The 15,435-nt window shown below is 71.7% G+C and carries 14 protein-coding genes; 8 read left to right on the top strand and 6 right to left on the bottom strand.

Features of this window, described 5'->3' with window-relative positions; all coding sequences use genetic code 11:
• Nucleotides 1–396: OmpA family protein (locus Q0112_RS03090; protein ID WP_297971255.1), on the top strand; the 396-nt coding region annotated here is incomplete at its 5' end.
• Nucleotides 383–718: a hypothetical protein gene (locus Q0112_RS03085; RefSeq protein WP_297971252.1), complete on the top strand. Its 336-nt coding sequence runs from the start codon at nucleotides 383–385 to the stop codon at nucleotides 716–718. The genes Q0112_RS03090 and Q0112_RS03085, both read left to right, overlap by 14 nt.
• A gap of 1 nt (nucleotide 719) precedes the next feature.
• Here Q0112_RS03085 and Q0112_RS03080 read toward each other — a convergent pair whose 3' ends face one another.
• Complete coding sequence (locus Q0112_RS03080; protein WP_297971249.1) at nucleotides 720–1,829, bottom strand: Xaa-Pro peptidase family protein; 1,110 nt, start codon at nucleotides 1,827–1,829, stop codon at nucleotides 720–722.
• A gap of 162 nt (nucleotides 1,830–1,991) precedes the next feature.
• Between Q0112_RS03080 and Q0112_RS03075 the strand changes: the two genes are divergently transcribed.
• The 5 genes from Q0112_RS03075 to Q0112_RS03055 are packed head-to-tail and all read left to right on the top strand — an operon-like array spanning nucleotide 1,992 to nucleotide 7,237.
• Nucleotides 1,992–3,584 (top strand): ABC transporter substrate-binding protein, encoded by a 1,593-nt coding sequence (locus tag Q0112_RS03075; RefSeq protein ID WP_297971247.1) that lies wholly within the window; start codon nucleotides 1,992–1,994, stop codon nucleotides 3,582–3,584.
• A 58-nt stretch (nucleotides 3,585–3,642) separates the two neighbouring features.
• On the top strand, nucleotides 3,643–4,650 hold the full coding sequence (locus Q0112_RS03070) for an ABC transporter permease subunit (RefSeq protein WP_297971245.1): 1,008 nt from the start codon (nucleotides 3,643–3,645) through the stop codon (nucleotides 4,648–4,650).
• 7 nt (nucleotides 4,651–4,657) lie between these two features.
• Nucleotides 4,658–5,554: an ABC transporter permease subunit gene (locus Q0112_RS03065; protein WP_297971257.1), complete on the top strand. Its 897-nt coding sequence runs from the start codon at nucleotides 4,658–4,660 to the stop codon at nucleotides 5,552–5,554.
• A gap of 4 nt (nucleotides 5,555–5,558) precedes the next feature.
• The gene (locus Q0112_RS03060) at nucleotides 5,559–6,395 is read left to right on the top strand and encodes an ABC transporter ATP-binding protein (protein WP_297971244.1); all 837 of its coding nucleotides are present in this window, start codon (nucleotides 5,559–5,561) and stop codon (nucleotides 6,393–6,395) included.
• Nucleotides 6,392–7,237, top strand: a complete 846-nt coding sequence (locus tag Q0112_RS03055; RefSeq protein WP_297971240.1) for an ABC transporter ATP-binding protein — start codon at nucleotides 6,392–6,394, stop codon at nucleotides 7,235–7,237. Before Q0112_RS03060 ends, Q0112_RS03055 begins: the two co-directional genes overlap by 4 nt.
• Here Q0112_RS03055 and ggt read toward each other — a convergent pair.
• The 4 genes from ggt to Q0112_RS03035 form a co-directional block, all read right to left on the bottom strand.
• Nucleotides 7,231–8,964 carry a gamma-glutamyltransferase gene (gene ggt / locus Q0112_RS03050; RefSeq protein WP_297971237.1) on the bottom strand — a complete coding sequence of 578 codons (1,734 nt, stop codon included), beginning with the start codon at nucleotides 8,962–8,964 and terminating at the stop codon, nucleotides 7,231–7,233. The genes Q0112_RS03055 and ggt overlap by 7 nt on opposite strands.
• 87 nt (nucleotides 8,965–9,051) lie before the next feature.
• A complete protein-coding gene (locus Q0112_RS03045; protein ID WP_297971235.1) occupies nucleotides 9,052–9,621 on the bottom strand; it encodes a Uma2 family endonuclease in 570 nt (189 codons plus the stop codon).
• A gap of 43 nt (nucleotides 9,622–9,664) precedes the next feature.
• Entirely contained in the window at nucleotides 9,665–12,817 is a 3,153-nt protein-coding gene (locus tag Q0112_RS03040) for an efflux RND transporter permease subunit (RefSeq protein ID WP_297971232.1), read from the bottom strand.
• Nucleotides 12,818–12,823: 6 nt separating this feature from the next.
• The gene (locus Q0112_RS03035; protein ID WP_297971229.1) at nucleotides 12,824–13,930 is read right to left on the bottom strand and encodes an efflux RND transporter periplasmic adaptor subunit; all 1,107 of its coding nucleotides are present in this window, start codon (nucleotides 13,928–13,930) and stop codon (nucleotides 12,824–12,826) included.
• Nucleotides 13,931–14,079: 149 nt separating this feature from the next.
• Between Q0112_RS03035 and Q0112_RS03030 the strand changes: the two genes are divergently transcribed.
• Complete coding sequence (locus tag Q0112_RS03030) at nucleotides 14,080–14,886, top strand: SDR family NAD(P)-dependent oxidoreductase (RefSeq protein ID WP_297971226.1); 807 nt, start codon at nucleotides 14,080–14,082, stop codon at nucleotides 14,884–14,886.
• Nucleotides 14,887–14,999: 113 nt separating this feature from the next.
• On the opposite strand, the gene Q0112_RS03025 is transcribed toward Q0112_RS03030, so the two are convergent.
• On the bottom strand, nucleotides 15,000–15,435 hold a 436-nt coding region (locus Q0112_RS03025), incomplete at its 5' end, for a Sua5 family C-terminal domain-containing protein (RefSeq protein WP_297971223.1).

Raw genomic sequence — 15,435 nt, 5'->3', positions numbered from 1 at the left:
GCCTGCAAACCGCGGCGGCGGCGGCTCGCGCGCGCGCCGATCGCGTTCGCGCCGGGCTCGGCCGAGCTCGCCGCCGAGAGCGGGGCGGTGCTCGACGAGGTGGCCACGGCGCTCGGCGCCTGCCCGGACGTGGCGCTGGAGATCGGCGGGCACACCGATTCCGAGGGGTCGGAGTCGGGCAACCAGCAGCTCAGCCAGCGGCGCGCGGAAGCGGTGCTGGCCGCGCTGCGCGAGCGCGGGCTGGCGCTGCCGCAGGCGACGGCGCGCGGCTACGGCGAGAGCCGGCCGGTGGCCGACAACGGCACGGCCGAGGGCCGGGCGCAGAACCGGCGTATTGCCTTCAGTCCGCTGCAGGCGGAGGGCGACGAGGAGGGGAGCGGCGATGGACCGCAATGAGCTGACCATGGTGGTCGCGGCGGCGCTCTTCGCGGCCTTCGCGCTCGGCTGGATCTTCCGCTGGATCTTCTCGCGGATGAACGCGCACGGGCCGCACAGCGTGGGCCATTCCGAGATGGCGAGCGAGCTTCATGCGGCCGAGGGGGCCCGGCGCCGGGCCGAGCGCCGGCTCGTCGAAGCGGAAGCGGCCGCGGAACAGCGGCTGGCGAAGGTCGAGGCGGAGCTGGCGCTGACCCGCGAGGCCTTCACCAACGCGCAGGCGCAGGCCGACGAGGTGCGCGCGGCCTACCGGCGGGCGATGGGCGGCGCGGAGCCGGAGTAGGCTATCCGATCACGGTCAGGCCGCGCTCGAAGGCGGTCAGGGACTCGGCGCCGTCCGGGGTGGCGAGGACGTCGTCCTCGATGCGGACGCCGATGTCGCCCGGGCGGTAGAGGCCGGGCTCGATGGTGAAGACCATGCCGGGCTCGATCTCCTGGAGATTGCCGACCATCACTTGCGGCGCCTCGTGCACGTCGAGGCCGAGGCCGTGCCCGGTCTTGGTGAGGACGAGTTCGGGGAAGCCGCCGGCGCGGAGCTTCTCGGTGACGGTGCGGTCGAGGGCGTCGAGCGTCATGCCGGGGCGGGCGGTCTCGCGGCCGAACGCGTTGGCGGCGAGGACGGCCTCGTAGATGTCGCGATGCTCGGAGGAGGCCTCGCCGACGAAGAAGGTGCGGGTGATGTCGGCGAAATAGCCGCCCCAGGCGGCGCCGTAGTCGATGAGCAGCGGCTGGCCCCGCTCGAGGCGGCGGTCGGGGCTCGGGCTGCCGTGCGGGTCGGCCGAGGCCGGGCCGGCGAGGACGATCGGGTCGAACGAGGGGCCGTCGGCGCCGGCGGCGAGCATCTCGGCGAGCAGGCGGGCGCGGACCTCGGCCTCGCTCATGCCGGCGGTGGCGGCGGCGATGGTGGCGGCGAGCGCCGTCTCGCTGATCGCGATGGCGCGGCGGAGCGCCGCGATCTCGCCCGCGTCCTTGTGCAGGCGCATCCGCGAGAGGAGCGCGTGGGTGTCGACGACGGCGGCGGCGGGGAGGGCCGCGCGCAGCGCCTCGGCCTCGAAGAGCCGCATGCGCTGGCCCTCGACGCCGATGCGGCCGCGGCCGGCCACGGGGGCGATGCGGCGGGCGAGGGCGGCGAAGGCGCCGGCATAGCCGTCGGCGTCCTGCCAGTAGACCGTCTCGACGTCGGGGGCGACGCTCTGCCAGCGGGTGCGCTCGAGGAGCGGCATCACCGCATGGCGCTCGCCCGCGCGGGTGACGAGAAGGACCGTCGGGCGCTCCATCAGGTGGAAGTGCGCCCCCGTCAGGAAGTAGAAGTTCGGCCCCGGCACGAAGGCGGCGGCATCGAGGTCCGCCTCCTCCATCGCGGCGAGGAGCCGGCCCTGCCTGGTCGTCGTCATCGGTGTTTCTCCTCTCCGCCGCGCCGCTATTGCGCGGGGCTGCTATTATCACATACCGTTCGGCATCCAAGAGAAGCCGCGCCCACTCCTCAACACGGCGCGGCCCGAAACCGACACCGCAGCGCCGGCCCGCCGGTGCCGCATCCAGGGAGTGGAGAGACCATGACACTGCTGAAGCGACTGCTGGCAGCGACGGCGGTCGGACTGCTGGCCGCCGGCGCGGCGCAGGCGACGACCCTCGTCTACTGCAGCGAGGGGTCGCCCGAGGGCTTCGACCCGGCGCCCTGGACCTCGGGGACGACGTTCGACGCCTCGTCGCGCACGACCTACAACCGGCTGATCGAGTTCAAGAAGGGCTCGACCGAGACCGAGCCGGGGCTCGCCGAGAGCTGGGAGACCTCGGAGGACGGCACCGAGATCACCTTCCACCTGCGCCCGGGGGTGAAGTTCCAGACCACGCCCTGGTTCACGCCGACGCGCGAGATGAACGCCGACGACGTGGTCTTCTCCTTCCAGCGGCAGTTCGACAAGGAAGGCCCCTGGTACGAATATACGCCGGGCATCGCCTGGGTGTATTTCGACGGGACCATCGCCCCCTCGCTGAAGGAGATCGTCAAGGTCGACGACATGACGGTGAAGTTCGTGCTGAACAAGCCGGATGCCACGGTCCTCGCCACCTTCCCGATGGACTTCGCCTCCATCGTCTCCAAGGAGTATGCCGACCAGCTCGAGGCGGAGGGGAAGAAGGAGCAGTTCAACGTGCTGCCGGTGGGCACCGGGCCCTTCACCTTCGTCGACTACCAGCAGGACGCGGTGATCCGCTACCAGGCCTTCGCGGACTACTGGGGCGGCAAGGAGGCGATCGACGACCTGATCTTCGCGATCACCGTCGATCCGGGGGTGCGGCTGCAGAAGCTCGTCGCCGGCGAGTGCGATATCTTCCCCTATCCGAACCCGGCCGACATCGAGGCGCTGAAGGCGAACCCCGACCTGACGGTGATGCAGCAGGAAGGCTTCAACATCGGCTATCTCGCCTACAACACGCTGATGGAGCCCTTCGACAAGGTCGAGGTGCGCCGGGCGCTCAACAAGGCGATCAACAAGGAAGCGATCATCGAGGCGGTCTTCCAGGGCACCGGCACGGTGGCGGTGGCGCCGCTGCCGCCGACCTCCTGGGGCTACAACGCGAACCTCACCGACGATCCCTACGATCCCGAGGCGGCCAAGGCCGAGCTCGAGGCGGCGGGCGTCAAGGACCTGAAGATGAAGGTCTGGGCGATGCCGGTGCAGCGGCCCTACAACCCCAACGCGCGGCGCATGGCCGAGCTCATCCAGGCCGACTTCGCCGCGGTGGGCGTGGAGGTCGAGATCGTCTCGCTGGAGTGGGGCGAGTATCTGGCGCAGTCCTCGGCCAAGGACCGCGACGGGGCGGTGCTGCTCGGCTGGACCGGCGACAACGCCGACCCGGACAACTTCCTCGGCGTGCTGCTCGGCTGCGGCGCGGTGGGCGGCAACAACCGCGCCCAGTGGTGCTACCAGCCCTACGAGGACCTGCTGCAGGAGGCCAGGACCACCTTCGCCCAGGAGGAGCGCAAGCCGCTCTACGACCAGGCGCAGGTGATCTTCAAGGAGCAGGCGCCCTGGGCGACCATCGCCCATTCGATCACCACGATGCCGATGCGCAAGAACGTCGTCGGCTTCGTGCAGGACCCGCTCGGCATCCACCGCTTCGTCGGGGTGAGCAAGAGCGAGTGACGAGACGCCCGGGCGCGGCGCCGCCAGGCGTCCGCGCCCGTCGCCGGCGGGGGACGTGATGCTGCGCTTCATTCTGCACCGCCTGCTCCTGATCGTGCCGACCTTCATCGGCATCACGCTCGTGGCCTTCGTCTTCATCCGCCTGCTGCCCGGCGATCCGGTGCTGCTGATGGCCGGCGAGCGCGCCGTCTCGCCCGAGCGGCACGCCGAGCTGATGGCGCAGTTCGGCTTCGACCAGCCGCTCTGGCGACAGTATGTCGAGTATACCGGCGGGCTGCTGCACGGCGACTTCGGCTACTCCTTCTCCTCGAAGCGGCCGGTCCTGAGCGAGTTCATGGCGCGCTTCCCCGCGACGCTCGAGCTTGCCTTCTGCGCCATGCTGCTCGCCACCGTCCTCGGCATCGCCGCCGGCATCCTCGCGGCGCTCCGGCGGGGGAGCTGGGTCGACCAGCTCACCATGGGGACCGCGCTCGTCGGCTACTCGATGCCGATCTTCTGGTGGGCGCTCCTGCTCATCATCCTCTTCTCGACCAACCTCGGCTGGACGCCGGTCTCGGGGCGGATCTCGCTGACGCAGTTCTTCCCGACCGTGACCGGCTTCATGCTGATCGACAGCCTGCTCGCCGGCAAGCCGGCCGCCTTCTGGTCCGCCGTCCAGCACCTGATCCTGCCGACGATCGTGCTGGCGACGATCCCGCTCGCGGTCGTCGCGCGGCAGACCCGCTCGGCGATGCTGGAGGTGCTGGGCGAGCTCTACGTCACCACGGCACGCTCGAAGGGGCTGGCGCCGCGGCGGATCATCTGGCTGCATGCGCTGCGCAACGCGCTGATCCCGGTCGTCACCACGATCGGCCTGCAGGTGAGCGTGCTGATGGGCGGCGCGATCCTGACCGAGACGATCTTCTCCTGGCCCGGTATCGGCAAGTGGATGATCGACTCCATCTCGCGCCGCGACTACCAGGTCGTGCAGGGAGGGCTGCTGCTCATCGCCGCCATGGTGATGCTCGTGAACCTGACCGTCGACATCCTCTATGGACTGATAAACCCCCGTGTCCGCTACAGATGACCCCGACCTGCTGAGCGCGTCGCGACCGGCCGGGCCGGCGCCGGTCTCGCCGTGGCTGGAGAACTGGCGCTACTTCGCCGGCAACCGCGGCGCGCTGATCGGGCTGGTGGTCTTCCTCCTGACCGTGCTGATCGCGATCTTCGCGCCGCTGATCGCGCCGCACGATCCGGCGCAGCAGTTCCGCGACGCTCTGCTGGCGCCGCCCTTCTGGGTCGAGGGGGCGAAGCCCGGCTTCCTGCTCGGCACCGATGCGCTCGGGCGCGACATCCTGTCGCGGCTGATCTTCGGCGCGCGCTACTCGCTGATGATCGGCCTGGTGGTGGTGACGCTGGCGCTCGTCACCGGGATCGTCGTCGGGCTGGTGGCCGGCTACTTCGGCGGCTGGGTCGATGCGCTCATCATGCGCATCATGGACATCATCCTCGCCTTCCCCTCGCTGCTCCTGGCGCTGGTGCTGGTGGCGATCATCGGGCCGGGCCTCTTCAACGCCATGCTGGCGATCGCCGTGGTGCTGCAGCCGCACTTTGCCCGGCTGACGCGCGGGGCGGTGATGGCGGAGAAGAACCGCGAATACGTGATGGCGGCCAGGGTGGCCGGCGCCGCCAACCTCAGGCTCATGTTCCGCACCATCCTGCCCAACTGCCTTGGCCCCCTCATCGTGCAGGCGACGCTCTCCTTCTCGAACGCAATCCTCGAGGCGGCTGCGCTCGGCTTCCTCGGCATGGGCGCGCAGCCGCCGACGCCGGAGTGGGGCACCATGCTCGCCGAGGCGCGCGAGTTCATCCAGAGCGCCTGGTGGGTGGTGACGATGCCGGGCCTCGCCATCCTCATCACCGTGCTGGCCATCAACCTCATCGGCGACGGGCTGCGCGACACGCTCGACCCGAAGCTGAAGCGGAGCTGACCCCGTGGCGCTGCTCGAAGTCCGCAACCTCAGCGTCTCCTTCGAGACCGCCGCCGGGCGCTTCTTCGCCGTGCAGGGGATCGACCTCTCGGTCGACCGGGGCGAGGTGCTGGCCATCGTCGGCGAGTCGGGGTCGGGCAAGTCGGTCGCCATGCTCGCCGTCATGGGCCTCCTGCCGCCCACCGCCACGGTGACGGCCGACGCGCTGCGCTTCGAGGGGCGCGATCTTCTTGCCATGTCGGCGCGGGAGCGGCGCGGCATGTCCGGCAGCGAGATGGCGATGATCTTCCAGGAGCCGGTCGCGAGCCTCAATCCCTGCTTCACCGTCGGCTTCCAGATCGAGGAGACGCTCGAGCGGCACACCGACCTCGACCGGGCGGCCCGCCGCGCCCGCGCGGTCGAACTCCTCGCCGCGGTCGGTATCCCCGAGCCGGAGGAGCGGCTGCGGTCCTTCCCGCACCAGATGTCGGGCGGCCAGTGCCAGCGGGTGATGATCGCCATCGCCACCGCCTGCAACCCGAAGCTGCTGATCGCCGACGAGCCGACCACCGCGCTCGACGTGACGATCCAGAAGCAGATCCTCGACCTGCTGCTCCGGCTGCAGGCCGAGCACGGCATGGGGCTCGTGCTCATCACCCACGATATGGGGGTGGTGGCGGAGACCGCCGACCGGGTGATCGTGCAGTACAACGGCCGCAAGATGGAGGATACCGACGTGCTGTCGCTGTTCGAGCGGCCGCAGAACCCCTATACGCGCGCCCTCCTCTCGGCGCTGCCGGAGAACGCGCGCGGCGGTCGGCTGCCCACGGTATCGGACTTCGCTCCCGGAGGCGCGGCATGAGCGAGCCGCCCGTCCTCGAGACCCGCGGGATCGTGCGGGACTATGTCTCGGGCGGCGGGTTCGGCGCGCGGCGCGTCGTCCGGGCGCTCAAGGGCATCGACCTCAAGGTCGAGCGCGGCAAGACGCTGGCCGTCGTCGGCGAGTCGGGCTGCGGCAAGTCGACGCTCGCCCGGATCATCACCATGATCGACCCGCCGACCGGCGGCACCCTGCTGATCGAGGGGCGCGAGGTCGACATCGCCCGCCACGGCGTCAGCCGCGAGATGCGCCGCAAGGTGCAGATCGTGTTCCAGAACCCCTACGGCTCGCTGAACCCGCGGCAGAAGATCGGCGACGTGCTCTCGGAGCCCCTGAAGCTCAACACCGACTTCTCGGCCGGCGACCGGCGCGACCGGGCGATGGCGATGCTCTTGAAGGTCGGGCTCCGCCCCGAGCACTTCAACCGCTATCCGCACATGTTCTCCGGCGGCCAGCGCCAGCGCATCGCCATCGCCCGGGCGGTGATGGTGCATCCGGTGCTCCTCGTCCTCGACGAGCCGGTCTCGGCGCTCGATCTCTCGGTGCAGGCGCAGATCCTGAACCTGCTGCAGGACCTGCAGGACGAGTTCTCGCTCACCTACGTCTTCATCTCGCACGACCTCTCGGTGGTGCGCCACGTCGCCGACGACGTGATGGTGATGAACAAGGGCGAGGCGGTCGAGTACCGCAGCCGCGACGACATCTTCGCCGCGCCCGAGCATCCCTACACCCGCACCCTCTTCGCCGCGACGCCGATCATCGACCCCGCGCGCATCCGCGCCCGCGTCGAGGCCAAGGCGACGCGGGCGGTGGCCGGTCAGTAGCCGATCGCGGCCCCGGAGGCGGCGCGGCTGTCGATGGCGCCGTTGTAGCGGGCGCCGCCGCCCGCCTCGATCTCGGCGAGGCTGGCGCCGCCGACGAGGATGCCCGCCGCCTCGCCCCAGATCGGCCAGTCGGGATCGCCGGTCACGCGGTGGCCCATGCCGGTCAGCAGGCGCACCGTGTCGGGCGAGAGGGCGTAGGGCTCGGCCAGCACCACGTCGGGCAGCCACTGGTGGTGAATGCGCGGCGCGTCGATCGCCTCCTGGATGTTCATGCCGTGGTCGATGACGTTGAGGATCGTCTCGAGCGTGATGGTGATGATGCGCGGGCCGCCGGGGCTGCCGATCACCATGAAGGGCGAGCCGCCGCGCGAGACGATGGTCGGGCTCATCGAGGAGAGGGGCGACTTGCCCGGCGCGACGGCGTTGGCGTCGCCCTGGACGAGGCCGTACATGTTCGGGGTGCCGGGCTTGGCGGTGAAGTCGTCCATCTCGTTGTTGAGCAGGATCCCGGTGCCGTCGGCGACGATGCCGGTGCCGAAACTGCCGTTGAGGGTGTAGGTGACGGCGACGGCGTTGCCCTCGGCGTCGATGATCGAATAGTGCGTCGTCTCGACGGACTCGGCGACGGGCTCCGGCATGAGGTCGGCCGAGACGCCGGCGCGGTAGGGGTCGATCCGGGTGCGGATCTCGGCGGCGTAGGCCTTGTCGGTCAGCCTCGCGACCGGGTTGTCGACGAAGTCGGGGTCGCCGAGCGCGCTGTTGCGGTCGACGTAGGCGTGGCGCATGGCCTCGACCATCAGGTGCACCGTCTCGGCCGAGTCGGGGCCGAGGAAGGCGAGCGGATAGCCCTCGAGGACGTTGAGGATCTCGCAGATGATGACGCCGCCCGAGCTCGGCGGCGGCGAGGAGACGATCTCGTAGCCGCGGTAGGAGCAGGCGACCGGATCGAGCTCGCGCACCTGGTAGTCGGCGAGGTCGTCGAGGGTGAAGAGGCCGCCCTTGGCCTCGCTCGCCGCGACGATCTTCTCCGCCACCGGACCGGTGTAGAAGCCGTCGCGCCCGCCTTCGGAGATCGCGGTCAGGGTCGCGGCGAGATCGGGCTGCGTGAGCGTGTCGCCGGCCACGAAGGGCGCGCCGTCCGGCTTCGCGAAGATCGCGTTCGCCGCCGGGTCGCGGGCGAACATCTGCGCCGCGTCGTTGAGGGCGCTCGCGTCGTAGTCGGTCAGCGCGAAGCCGTCGCGGGCAAGCGCGATCGCCGGCGCGATCAGCTCCTCGCGGCTCCGGGTGCCGTACTTCTCGCGGGCGAGCTCGAGGCCGGCGACCGAGCCGGGCACGCCGACGGCGAGGAAGGTGTCGGTGCTGGCGCCCTCGACGATGTTGCCGGCGTCGTCGAGGTACATGCCGGCGGTGGCGGCCGCCGGCGCCCGCTCGCGGAAGTCGAGGAAGGTGGTGCGCCCGTCGGCGAAGCGGACGGTCATGAAGCCGCCGCCGCCGACGTTGCCGGCCTGCGGGTAGGCGACGGCCAGCGCGTAGCCGACGGCGACGGCGGCATCGACCGCGTTGCCGCCCTGCTCCAGCACGTCGACCCCGATCCGGGAGGCGAGGTGGTGCGCCGTCACCACCATGCCGCTCTCGCCCTTGACCGGCTCGGGCGACGCCGCCTCGAGCGGGACGGCCCCGATGAAAAGGACGAGCGCGCCCGCCAGCAGGCCGTACCTCGGATACATGCTTTTCCCTCCCGGATGCGCGTGAGGCGATCATCCTCGGCCGGGGCCGCCGCCGCTGTCAATGCGTGTCCGGGGCGCGATGCGGCTTCAGTCGGGCCAGAGCGCCGAAAGCGGGAAGGTGATCGCCTCGAAGGGCGGCACGCTCACTTCGTCGTCGTCCTTCAGCGCTGCGATGAGGACCCAGCGGCCCTCCTGAAGCGCGAAGGCCTCGAGCGTGCGGGGCGTCGGGTCGACGAGCCAGAGGTGCGCGACGCCGCTCTCGGCATAGATGCGGCGCTTGTCGGTGAGATCGAACCCTCGCGTGCCGGGGCTCAGCACCTCGCAGACCCAGTCGGGGGCGAGGTCCGACCAAGGCGCGTCGGGAAACGTCGGCATCCGCTCCCGGCGCCAGCCGGCGAGGTCGGGCACGAGCACGTCCGGCCCGAGATGCAGCTCCGGCTCGTCGATGATCCACCAGCCGCCGGGGCCGCCGCGCCCCTTCTGGAAGGGCCCGCCGAGCTCGACGCCGAGCGACGATCCGGCGAGGGCGTGCGGAAACGCCGGCCGCGGATGGAGGTGGAGCGCGCCGCCGACGAGCTCGGCCACCATGTGCGCCGGGGCATCGAGGACGTCCTGGTAGGTGGCGGGCGACCGGGGCGGCCGGGCATGCTCGTTCATCGCAAGCTCCTCGTCCCGAGGATAGCGGATCGCGGGTCCGGCGTCACCGGCCATCGGCGGGTGCGCTCCCGGGGGCGGCGCCGCCGGTCCGCCGCTTCACCCACTCGCGGGCGGTCTGGAAGATCACGTAGAGGGACGGGATGAGGAAGATGCCGACCAGCGCGGCGGCGAGCATGCCGCCGGCGACCCCAGTGCCGACGGCGCGGCGCGAGAGCATGGCGGCACCCTCGGCGGTGACCAGCGGGATGAGGCCGGCGATGAAGGCGAAGCTCGTCATCAGGATGGCGCGGAAGCGGGTGCGGGCGCCGTCGAGCGCCGCCTCGGCGATGCCCATGCCGGCCTCGCGCCGCGCCTTGGCGAACTCCACGATCAGGATGGCGTTCTTGGCGGCGAGCGCGATCAGCACGACGAGCCCGATCTGGGCGTAGATGTCGAAGGGGAGGCCGGCGAGCTTGAGCGCGAGGAGCGCGCCCGCGACGCCGACGGCGACCGACAGGAGGACCGGGATGGGGATGGTCCAGCTCTCGTAGAGCGCGACGAGGAAGAGATAGGCGAAGAGGAGGGCGAGCGCGAGGATCGTGCCGGTCTGGCCGGCGGCCTCCTTCTCCTGCAGCGCGGTGCCGCTCCACTCGAAGCTGTAGCCGGGCGGCAGGACCTGGGCGCTCACCTCCTCCATCGCCTGCAGCGCGGCGCCCGATGCCACCCCCGGCGCCGGCGAGCCGTTCAGCGTCACCGAGCGATAGTTGTTGTAGCGGACGATCGACTGCGGCCCGACGACGTATTCGACCCGCGCCACGGCGCTGACCGGCGTCATCTCGCCCGCCGCGTTGCGCACGTGCAGGCGGCTGATGTCGTCGACCGAGGCGCGGTCGGCGTCGCGCGCCTGCACGTTCACCTGCCAGGTGCGGCCGAAGAGGTTGAAGTCGTTGACGTAGATCTGGCCGAGCGTGCCCTGCAGCGTGGTGAAGAGGTCGCTGACCGAGACGCCGAGGGTCTGCAGCCGCTCGCGGTCGAGCTCGAGATAGAGCTGCGGCGAGCCGGCCGAGAAGGTGGTGAAGGTCGGGCCGAGGCGCGGGTCCTGGTTGGCGGCGACCATGAGGCCGCCCGCCACCTGGGCGAGCTCGGCGGTGCCGCGGCCCTCGAGATCGAGGAGCTGGTACTCGAAGCCCGAGCCGGTGCCGAGGCCGATGATCGGCGGGAGGTTGAAGGCGAAGACCTGCGCCTCGCGCACCGCCTGGCCGCGGGCGTTGGCGGCGGCGAGCGCGGCGAAGACCGAGGCGCCGGGGTCGGTGCGCTCGTCGAAGGGCTTCATGGCGACGACGGCGAAGCCCGAGTTCGACTTGGCGAGGCCGTCGAGGAAGCTGTAGCCGGTGGCGCTCACCACCCCCTGCACGCCCTCGATGCCGCGCAGCGCCGTCTCGACCTGGCGCATGGCGGCGTCGGCGCGGTTGAGCGAGGAGCCCTCGGGCAGGCGCACCTCGACGAAGAAGGCGCCCTGGTCCTCGCTCGGCAGGAAGCCCGAGGGGACGACCTTGAAGAGCCAGCCGACCGCGCCGAAGGCGACGGCGAGGAGCAGCAGCCCGATCACCGCCCGGCGCGCGATGACGCCGGCGACCCGGACGTAGCCGTCGCGCGCATCGTCGATCCGCCGCGAGAGCCAGCCGAGGGGGCCGCGCTTCGGGCCGTGGTGCGGCTTCAGCAGGACGGCGCAGAGCGCGGGGCTGAGGGTGAGCGCGTTGATCGCCGAGATCACCATGGAGACCGAGACCGCCACGGCGAACTGCTGGAAGAGGGCGCCGGAGATGCCGGGGATGAAGGCGACCGGCACGAAGACCGAGAGCAGGACGAGCGTGATGGCGAGGATGGCGCCGGTGATCTCGCCCATCGCCCGCCGCGCCGCCTCGGCGGCGGAGAGGCCGGGGTTCTCTTCCATCACCCGCTCGACGTTCTCGACCACGACGATGGCGTCGTCGACGACGATGCCGATGGCGAGCACCATGGCGAGGAGCGAGACCGTGTTGAGCGAGAAGCCCATCGCCAGCATCACCGCGAAGGTGCCGATCAAGGCCACCGGCACGGCGAGGAGCGGGATGAGCGTGGCGCGCCAGTTGCCGAGGAAGAGGAAGACGACGAGGATGACGAGGACGAAGGCCTCGATCAGCGTGTGTTCGACCTCGGCGACGCTCGCCTCGACGAAGGCGGTGGTGTCGTAGACGGTGTCGTAGCCGACGCCCTCGGGGAAGTTCGCCGACAGCCGCTCGAGCGTCGCCTCGATGCCCTCGCCGGCGGCGAGCGCATTGGCCCCGGGGAGCTGGTAGATGCCGATCATCGCGGTCGGCTCGCCGTCGAAGCGGGCGACGACGTCGGAGCTGCGCGCGCCGAGGTCGACCGCCGCCACGTCGCGGATGCGCAGGAACGAGCCGTCCGGGTTGGCGCGCAGCACCACGTCGGCGAACTGGGCCGGGTCGGTCAGCCGGCCCTGCGTCGTCAGGTTGAGCTGGAAGAGCGGGTCGTCGGTCATCGGCTGGGCGCCGATGCGGCCGATCGCCGCCTGCACGTTCTGCGCCTTGAGGGCGGCGACGACGTCGCCCGGCGTGAGCCCGAGGCTCGTCATCCGGTCGACGTCGAGGACGATGCGCATCGAGTAGTCGAGGGCGCCGAAGAGCGAGGCGTCGCCGACGCCCGGCACCCGCTTCAGCGCGTCGAGCAGGTTGATCGTGGCGTAGTTGGAGAGGAAGAGCCCGTCGTGCGCCGGGTCGGTCGAGCTGATCGCGATGACCTGCAGCAGTGCCGAGGACTGCTTGCGGACGCTGACGCCGATCTGGCTGACTTCCTGGGGCAGGCCGGGGAGCGCCAGCGACACCCGGTTCTGCACGTTGACGGTGGCGATGTCGGGGTCGGTGCCGACGGCGAAGGTGACGGTCAGCCGGTAGGAGCCGTCGGCGCCGCTCGTCGACTTCATGTAGAGCATGTCCTCGACGCCGACGACGCGGCTCTCGATCGGCTGGCCGACCGTCGTCTCGACCACGTCGGCGCCGGCGCCCGGGTAGGTGGCGGTGACCGTCACCTGCGGCGGGACGATGTCAGGATATTGCGCCACCGGCAGCGCGCCGAGCGCGATGAGCCCGGCCAGCGTCAGGACGATGGAGATGACCGCGCTGAGCCGCGGGCGGCTGATGAAGATGTCGGAGAGCATGGCGGGTCAGCCGCCCACCGCCGCGGCGTCGACGACGATGCCGGGCCGGACCTTGTTCACCCCCTCGATGATCACGTTCTCGCCCTCGGCGAGGCCGCCGGTGATGAGGGCACGCCCCTGCTCGACGCGGCCGACCTGGACGCGGCGGAGCTCGACCTTCGAGTCGGCGTCGACCAGCAGCACGAAGGCGCCGGCCTGGTCGCGCTGCACCGCCTGCTGCGGCACGGTCAGCCGCTGCTCGGGCTCGCGCTGCTCGAGCGACACGCCGACCAGCGCCCCGTCTAGGAGCACCCCGTCCGGGTTCTCGAAGATCGCCCGCACGGTGACCGTATCGGTGCCCTGCGCCACGTCGGCGCTGATGTAGTCGACGTTGCCGGCGAGCGGATAGACGGTGCCGTTCGGGAGCGTCAGGCGGACGGTCGCCTCGCGGCTCGCCGTCCCCTGCGCCACCGCCTCGTGATAGTCGAGCAGCAGCGCGGTGGCGACCGGGAAGGTGACGTCGATCGGATCGAGCAGCGTCAGCGTGGTGAGCGGGCCGGTGTCGGGGCCGACCAGCGCCCCCACGTCGACGGCGGAGAGGCCGACGGTGCCGGCAAAGGGGGCGGTGATCTCGGTGTAGGAGAGCTGGAGCCTCTGCCGCTCGAGCGTGCCGTTCAGCCGCGCGACCTCGCCCTCGGCGCGGCCGAGCTGCGCCTCGGCGACGTCGAGCTCGTTCTGGGCTACGGTGTTGCGGCGGACCAGCTCCGCCTTGCGGTCGCGCTCGAGCTGCGCCAGCTTGCGCTCCGCCTCGGCGGCGGCGATCGAGCCTTCGATCTCGGCGACGGCGGCGCGGTATTCGTCGTCCTGGATGCGGTAGAGGAGCGCGCCGGCCTCGACCTCCGAGCCCTCGCGGAAGAGGATCTCCTCGATGAAGCCGGCGACGCGGGCGCGGACGTCGACCTTCTGCGCCGCGACCACCCGGCCGGTGAAGCCGGCGCTCTGCCGCACCTCGGTCATCTCGGCCGGCGCCACCACCACCGCCGGCGCCGGCGGCGTCTGGGCGAGGCTCCGCCCGGCGGCAAGCAGCGAGAGCGCGGCGACGAGCCCGCTCAGGTATCGGCTCCGCAAGCGCATGGGCTCCTCCTCGGCACAGGCCCCGAGGATTTCCCATGCCCGCACGGCGATTGCAACGGGGGAGCGCCCGCGGCCCGCGCGGGCGTTCGGCGCTTCCCCGTCGCGGCCGGGCTGGCTATGCTCGCGGCGAGGCTGTAGACGAGGCTGTCATGGCGAGCTGGCTCTCCGGCAAGGCGGTGATCGTGACCGGCGCCGCGCGCGGGATCGGTCTCGCGACGGCCCGCCGCTTCGTGCGGGCGGGCGCCTTCGTCACCATGGCCGACGCGGACGAGAAGCTGCTCGAGCAGGAGGTGGCGGCGATCGCGGGCGAGGGCGGCGAGGGCCGGGCGCTCGCCTTCGCCGGCGACCTGCGCGAGAAGCTCACGATGACGAACCTCGTCGCCGCGACCTTCGACGCCTGGGACCGGATCGACGTGCTGGTGAACGCGGCGCGGCTCCTCGTCGCCTCCGATCCGCTCGACCCGGAGGCGGACGGGCTCGAGGCGGCGCTGCGGCAGAACGTCACCGCCAACCTCAGGCTCAGCCAGATCGTGGCGCGGCGGATGATCGAGGCGGCGGAGGCCGAGGCGCCGGAGCCGGCCGACCGGGCGATCGTCAACCTGAGCTCGGTGCAGGCCCACCGCACCAGCCCCGAGCTGCTGGCCTGGTCGGTGAGCTGCGCCGCGCTGGAGCAGCTGACCCGCGTGCTGGCGCTGGCGCTGGCGCCGCACGGCATCCGGGTGAACGCGGTCGCGGTCGGCGGGATCCCGGACCGGCTGACGGCGGCGCTGCCGGAGGCCGACGTGGCCGAGGATCTGCCCGAGGTGGTGCCGCTCGGCCGCTCCGGCGAGCCGCGGGAATATGCCGAGGCGGCGCTCTTCCTCGCCTCGCCGGCGGCGAGCTTCGTCACCGGGCAGATCCTCGGGGTGGACGGCGGCCGGCAGCTCCTCGATCCGCTGGCCGCGGTGCGGGAGTAGGCGCGCCGGGCGCGGGGTGGGCGCGCGCGCCCGCTTCGGCATAACATTGATTTCATTCGGCAATACTCATTCCATCAACCAGATGGAAACCTTCGTTAACGCGGCCCGGCCGATCAGCCCGCGCGCGGGGCGGCGGCGCGGGCCAGCCGGTCGTTGAGGGCGAGGCCGAGGCCGCTGCGCGGCAGCCGGGCGACAGCGATGCCGGTGGCGCCGGTCCGTTCGGCCATCGCGTCGAGGGCGCGCAGGTGGGCGAAGAGGGTGCGCGCCGCCTCGGCGAGATCGCCTGCGGGCGAGAGGTTGAGGCCGGGGCGGTCGTCCGAGGGGCCGAAGCCGAGCCAGAGCTCGCCGGGCTCCGGCGCGTCGGCGTCGAGGCGGACGGCGACGCGCGGGGCATAGTGCGAGGCGAGCTGCCCCGGCGCGCTGATGCCGGCGCCCGGCGTTCCGAGCGGCCGGCCGAGCGCCTCGGCCACCGCCTCCGCCGGCAGGCCGCCGGGGCGGAGGAGGACCGGCGCCCCGTCGGCGAAACCCACGATCGTCGACTCGAGCCCG

The organism is uncultured Amaricoccus sp., assembly GCF_937858865.1.
GTDB lineage: Bacteria > Pseudomonadota > Alphaproteobacteria > Rhodobacterales > Rhodobacteraceae > Amaricoccus.
This window is presented reverse-complemented; position numbering and strand designations above follow the sequence as displayed.